Source organism: Streptomyces ipomoeae 91-03 (assembly GCF_000317595.1).
Taxonomy (GTDB): domain Bacteria; phylum Actinomycetota; class Actinomycetes; order Streptomycetales; family Streptomycetaceae; genus Streptomyces; species Streptomyces ipomoeae.
In genome coordinates this window covers 1-4989 of record NZ_AEJC01000010.1, presented here as the reverse complement: position 1 = coordinate 4989, position 4989 = coordinate 1, and the positions used below count along the sequence as shown (strand labels likewise).

The 4989-nt window shown below is 70.7% G+C and carries 7 protein-coding genes; 1 reads left to right on the top strand and 6 read right to left on the bottom strand.

What is annotated here, in order from left to right; genetic code table 11:
* Positions 1-56 precede the first annotated feature (56 nt).
* From def to STRIP9103_RS00540, 6 genes are all read right to left on the bottom strand, one after another.
* Positions 57-707, bottom strand: coding sequence for a peptide deformylase (gene def, locus STRIP9103_RS00560; protein WP_009293500.1), 651 nt, complete (start codon positions 705-707; stop codon positions 57-59).
* A gap of 166 nt (positions 708-873) precedes the next feature.
* Positions 874-1854: a tetratricopeptide repeat protein gene (locus STRIP9103_RS00555; protein WP_009293495.1), complete on the bottom strand. Its 981-nt coding sequence runs from the start codon at positions 1852-1854 to the stop codon at positions 874-876.
* Between the two features lie 218 nt (positions 1855-2072).
* Positions 2073-2462 carry a roadblock/LC7 domain-containing protein gene (locus tag STRIP9103_RS00550; RefSeq protein WP_009293496.1) on the bottom strand — a complete coding sequence of 130 codons (390 nt, stop codon included), beginning with the start codon at positions 2460-2462 and terminating at the stop codon, positions 2073-2075.
* 73 nt (positions 2463-2535) lie between these two features.
* Positions 2536-2964, bottom strand: coding sequence for a hypothetical protein (locus STRIP9103_RS49685; RefSeq protein WP_141580439.1), 429 nt, complete (start codon positions 2962-2964; stop codon positions 2536-2538).
* 269 nt (positions 2965-3233) lie between these two features.
* Positions 3234-4055: a DUF4388 domain-containing protein gene (locus tag STRIP9103_RS00545; RefSeq protein WP_009293502.1), complete on the bottom strand. Its 822-nt coding sequence runs from the start codon at positions 4053-4055 to the stop codon at positions 3234-3236.
* On the bottom strand, positions 4052-4426 hold the full coding sequence (locus STRIP9103_RS00540; RefSeq protein ID WP_234022075.1) for a hypothetical protein: 375 nt from the start codon (positions 4424-4426) through the stop codon (positions 4052-4054). Before STRIP9103_RS00540 ends, STRIP9103_RS00545 begins: the two co-directional genes overlap by 4 nt.
* 154 nt (positions 4427-4580) lie before the next feature.
* Between STRIP9103_RS00540 and STRIP9103_RS00535 the strand changes: the two genes are divergently transcribed.
* On the top strand, positions 4581-4946 hold the full coding sequence (locus tag STRIP9103_RS00535) for a hypothetical protein (RefSeq protein WP_009293503.1): 366 nt from the start codon (positions 4581-4583) through the stop codon (positions 4944-4946).
* The last annotated feature ends 43 nt before the right edge of the window (positions 4947-4989 follow it).

Here is a 4989-nt window from a genome sequence, read left to right as displayed (position 1 = left end):
GCGTCGTCCGTGTGCCCGTGTGTACGAGGCTCGCGCCTCTGCTGTCGTCTCCCGTCTCAGTCGTTCGCGACCACGGGGTAGCGGGGCTCGTTCTCGGCCATCTGCCGCAGCGCGTCCTTGCGGTCACGCTTGGAGAGCCGGTCGATGTACAGGTAGCCGTACAGGTGGTCGGTCTCGTGCTGCAGACACCGCGCGAAGTACCCGGTGCCACGCACCTTGATCGGGTTGCCCTTCTCGTCCTGCCCGGTGACCTCGGCGTAGTCGGGGCGGGCGAGCGGCATGTACGCGGTCGGCACCGACAGACAGCCCTCGTTGCTGTCGTCCAGCCGGCGCTTCTCGGCGGGCAGTTCGACCAGCTTGGGGTTGCAGACCACACCGACGTGCCGCTTGCCCTCGTCGTCCGGGCAGTCGTACACGAACACCTTCAGATCCACGCCGATCTGGTTGGCCGCGAGGCCCACGCCCTCGGCGGTCCGCTGGCTGGCGAACATGTCGTCCACCAGCTTCGCCAACTCGTCGTCGAACTCGGTGACGTCCTTGCACTCCTTGTGCAGCACCGGGTTCCCGACGACCGTGATGGGCCGCGAGGTGCCGCGCTCCCGGTACGCCTGCTCGCGCTCCTCGCAGTCCTCGGTGTCGACGACGAAGCCCTCGTCGTCCACGGGGAGCACGCCCGCGTGCTGCTGATCGGTGTCCTGCTGCGCCATGAGCGACGTATGCCTTCCTAGAAAAACAGGGGGTTGTGATGCTGATACAGGGTACGGGGGCCGCGCCCCGTCAGGGGCGCGGGACTGTGCCGATATACGGCTCCGCCGCGATGGGGGAGCGAGCACCCCTCACCAACCCGCAGCCGACGTACGACCCGGCGGACCCCTAACAAACCTCTTCCAGATCCCGCCAGTCACGAGAATCCGGGCTGTCCGCGACCCACCCGTCCAACAACCCCCGAACCAGCGAAGCCGGCGCGGCGATCCCGCACTCCCGCTCGGGCACCCAGAGCTGCCCGTCCGTCCGATGCCCCAATGGCCCGGGATGCCCGGGTTCACTGTGATCATGCGGGTCCAGATGGTCCCCGTCGCCCTCGTCCGAAGGCATCCGCGACTCCGAACACAGCCGGCACAGCAACCGCACCGACGACGACCAGTCCTCCGCCGCGAACCCGGCGTCGGCCGCAAGCCGCTCCAGCGCGTCCCGGTCCGCCTCGGTCGCCGCCTCCAGCAGCACCACCCAGGTCGGCACGGGCGACGGCGCCCACAGCTCGATCTCGTCGAACACCGGGTACGCATGCCCCGCGGCCGTGGTCCGCTCACCATGCGGAACGCCGTCGTGCAGTACGACCTCACCCCAGCGCCGTCCCGACGACGGCAGCGGAATGGACAGCACCTCGATGCGGGCGGGGTCCAGCCGCCGCCCCCACACCACCTCGGCCTCGCCCTCCGGGGACAGCCGTACGGCAGCGCTGCCCAGGTCCATGCCGACGGGCTCGCCGGAGACGCCCGCGCCTCCGGGCACCCGCAGCCCGTACGCCTGCCAGGCCCGGCGGGCCAGCGGCCAGTCCTGCAGGGCGGTCGCGGCGATGCCCACGTTCCACCAGTCGGGCGCCCCGGTCTCACGGTCGAGCAGCGCGACGGCACGCAGACCTGCGGCGCGCGCCTGCTCCCAGTCGTGCCGGAACTTGTGCAACAGCGCGAGATTGAACCAGGACTCGGACAGCCACGGCTCCAGATCCGCGGCACGTGTCAGCAGCGCGCCCGCGTCCTCGTACCGACCATCGCCGATCAGCGTGAACGCACGATCGGTGGCCTGCCGCCAGGAGGCGGAGGGCCGATGCCGTCCCTTGCCGAAGATCCTCACGATTCCCGCCTGCCAGTTACGGTTCCCGCCTGCCAGTTCCGTGGAGTGGGCTGGCTGTCGCCCCCGCTACGCCCTCTCCCTCGCATCCAACCACGGACGGAAGGAGGGCCGCTCATTACCCATGGGTTACCCCGCTACCGGCACGGTCAGACAAGTGGGGGAGGCGCGCGGCCGTATCGGTTTTCCGTAGCTGATCGTCACCCCCATGGCTCAAGAAGTCAGGTGGTCACATCCGCCGCCAGCGCCTTGTTGAGCTGTTCCACGGTCGCCGGCGACTCCCTCTGGAACGCGGCGATGTCCAGCCCGTCGTCGCCCACGACAGTGAGCAGCGTACGTTCGCCGACGGCCACGACGATCACGTGGCCCACCCCACAGCGGACCACGACCTCGCGGAGGGAGCCGACGCCGGACTGGTCGGCCATGCGACGGCCGACGCCGAGGGTGGCGGCGGCGAGCGCGGCGACGGACTCGGGGTGGACCTTGTCGACGTCGGCGACGACGAGGAGCCCGTCCACGGTGGACAGGACGCTCTCGGAGACGCCCAACACCCGGTCACGCAGCGAGGCCAGGATGCCGGTGAGCGATTCGGTCGTTGCGTGTGCGGTCATGGGAAGGTGCTCCTTGGTCCAGAACTCTGCGGTGGGGTGGTGCGTCCGGTGTGAGGGGTGCGGTCCGGACTGTTCAGTCGGACGGGTACTGGTCGGACTCGGGGAGAGCCCGCAGCCCGCGGCGGACGCGCCGCAGCATTTCGAGGGAAGGCTGTTCGGCGAGGATCTCCTCACGCGACAGCAGGGTCATCGGTGGGAAGGGGAGCGGCGCGTCGTCCGCGTCCGGTGCCGCGCCCCGCACGGGCAACGGTGGGCGCTGTACGACCGCGACCTCGGACTCGACGAACGGTGGCCGTGGTGGGGACGTGGAATCGGGTGCGTCGGGGTGCGGTGGTTCGGGGGTTGTGGAACCAGCGGTGTCGGACTGCGGTGGTTCCGGGGACGGGGAGTCGGATCTGTCGGTGGGCTGTCGTTCTGTGGCCGTGGACTCGGGTCCGGCGCACGGCGGCTGTTCCGCGGCCGTGGCACCGGCACCACTGGTCGGTGTCCGTTCCGCGGTCACGGAACCGGCACTGGCGGACGGTGGAGGCGGGGCCGGTGGCACCAACCAATCGTCCGCCGCCGACCGCGCGGCCTGGTCGCGCAGGAAGCGATCAGCGGCCTGCTCCCGCCGAAGCCAACCATCAGCCTGCTCCTGCCGGAGGCGGCGGCCGGTCTGGCTGCGCCGGAGGCGAGCGGTGGCCTCGCTCCGCCGGAGGCGAGCGGTGGGCTTGGGGCGTCGGCGGCGCTTGGGGGCCGGGTCTTCGTCTGGGCTCACTAGCCACCCTTCGCTCAGAAGTCCCCGGCGGGGAATCCCCCACCGGGTATGCGTCTGGGCAGGGGACCGGCCCGTGGCGTCGGCTCGTAGGGCGACGACCGCCCCTGCGGGACCCTGGGCGCGGTACTGGGCCGGCCTTCGGGTGTGGTCCCGGCCTCCCACTGGAGGACCTGAAGCGCCTCCAGCCGGATGAGGTCCAGCATCACGGCGTAGAGTCCACGCCCCCGTGCGAAGGCGATGTCACGCGGGGTGCGGCGCCCGTTGGCGCTCGCGACGAGTTCCCGGTGACGTGGTGTGAGCCGGCTGTCGGACTCGGGGTTCTCGCGGCCGGGGACCAGTGCGGGCCGGACCCGGGCCAGGGTGCCCGCGGGACCCCACAGCCGGGTCAGCAGCGCCATGCGCCGGGTGGTCTCGTCGGCCAGCGGCTTCGGCTCGACCCCGGGCCGGGCGAGGAGCGTGGGCTCGCGTCCGCTCAGCTCCCAGCCGCCGGGCGGGCTGAGCGACATCGCGAAGGCCCCGTCGAAGACGGCGGCCATGCAGGCGACCTCCAGCTCTGCGGCCCCGATCAGTCCGGCGGCGACCAGGTGCAGATCCAGCCGGTCCGCGTCGGGCTCGGCCGCGCACGCCGCCAGCCAGGCGTCGTCGTCGACGCGGCCCGAGGCGAGCAGCGCGGATGTGGCGGTGGGCGCGCCCGGTGTCTCGATCGCGCCGATCAGCCCGTCACGCAGATGAATCGTGCCACCCGGTTGACCGGAGACCCTTACCGTGCCGGTGAAGCCCTCCTGGTGCAGTGCTTGCAGGAGCGCCGGGACATTGCGCGCCGAGGGTGTCTTCACGCCAGTACCTCTCGGGCACGGTCGCCGAGGCCGCGTAACGCGAGCGCCACGTTGGCCCGGTCCCGGTCGAGACCGGCGGCCAGCAGCAACGGATCGCCGGCCGGCCGGTCCACACGGAGCAGCACCTGGTGGCGTCTCCTGCTGGTCATGACCACGCTTTCCAACTCCCCCACGGCTCCCGCCTCGCCGAGCCGCTCGGAGATGAGCGCGACGAGTTCGGAGGCCTCCGTGCCGGTACCGGCCTCGGCGGCGTCTCCCGCCGCTCCGTAGGTGAGTCCGGTGACCGCGTCGATCAGCGCGACGCCGGTGACGCCGGGAGAGTCGAGTAGCCGGTCCAGGGATGCCTGGAGCGCCGTAGCCCGTTCTCCCATTCGCCCTCCACGTTCACGCGCAGCACAGTAGCTTGAACGCCAACTTCCGCAACACACAAGAAAGTTGATGTTTGTGACCGCCGGGTCACACACGTTCGATCGTAGTTGGCCGGACAGTGACCGGTCAGCAGCACTGAGGAATTGGGGCACCAGAATGAACATCGAGACCGCGCTCAAGGAGTCCATGGCGATCGACGGTGCGATCGGCGTCGCGCTCGTCGACTACGAGAGCGGCATGTCGCTCGGCACCCTCGGCGGCAACCAGCACCTCGACCTCGAGCTCGCGGCGGCCGGGAACACCGAGGTGGTGCGCTCCAAGATGCGCACGCTCGCCTCGCTCGACATGGACGACACCATCGAGGACATCCTGATCACGCTGGGCCGGCAGTACCACCTGATCCGCCCGCTGACCAGCAGCAAGGGCTCGCTCTTCCTCTACCTCGCGCTGGACCGCTCCCGCAGCAACCTCGCGCTGGCGCGGCACAGCCTGAGGCGCATCGAGAACGGCCTGGAGGTCTGAGCGCGCCCGCGCCGCAGTGACCCTCCACAACGTGCTGAGCCCG

What these genes read in the sequence shown, in the direction of transcription:
- STRIP9103_RS00550 (WP_009293496.1), bottom strand. Translation starts at nt 2,462, where the DNA reads ATGACCGCACACGCAACGACCGAATCGCTCACCGGCATCCTGGCCTCG.
- def (WP_009293500.1), bottom strand. Translation starts at nt 707, where the DNA reads ATGGCGCAGCAGGACACCGATCAGCAGCACGCGGGCGTGCTCCCCGTG.
- STRIP9103_RS00535 (WP_009293503.1), top strand. Translation starts at nt 4,581, where the DNA reads ATGAACATCGAGACCGCGCTCAAGGAGTCCATGGCGATCGACGGTGCG.
- STRIP9103_RS00540 (WP_234022075.1), bottom strand. Translation starts at nt 4,426, where the DNA reads ATGGGAGAACGGGCTACGGCGCTCCAGGCATCCCTGGACCGGCTACTC.